General features: G+C 49.8%; 1 rRNA gene. It reads right to left on the bottom strand.

The features are described 5' to 3' along the window. Positions 1–255: ribosomal RNA gene (locus AAZR93_RS21710) — 23S ribosomal RNA — on the bottom strand; the annotation flags it as partial.

Genomic DNA, 255 nt, shown 5'->3' with positions numbered 1-255 from the left:
CTGACCACCTGTGTCGGTTTGGGGTACGATTAATGATAATCTAGAGCTTAGAGGCTTTTCCTGGAAGCGTGGCATGAGCTACTTCATCACCGTAGTGACTCGTCATCGAACCTCAGCATATAGTGAACCGGATTTGCCTAATTCACCTGCCTACATTCTTAAACCGGGACAACCGTCGCCCGGATAGCCTAGCCTTCTCCGTCCCCCCATCGCAATTATCACCAGTACGGAAATATTAATCCGTTGCCCATCGAC

The sequence above is a fragment of the Providencia sp. Je.9.19 genome, assembly GCF_051129765.1.
Taxonomy (GTDB): domain Bacteria; phylum Pseudomonadota; class Gammaproteobacteria; order Enterobacterales; family Enterobacteriaceae; genus Providencia.
The sequence above is the reverse complement of the archived record's forward strand: the minus strand, read 5'-3'. Positions and strand labels throughout refer to the sequence as shown.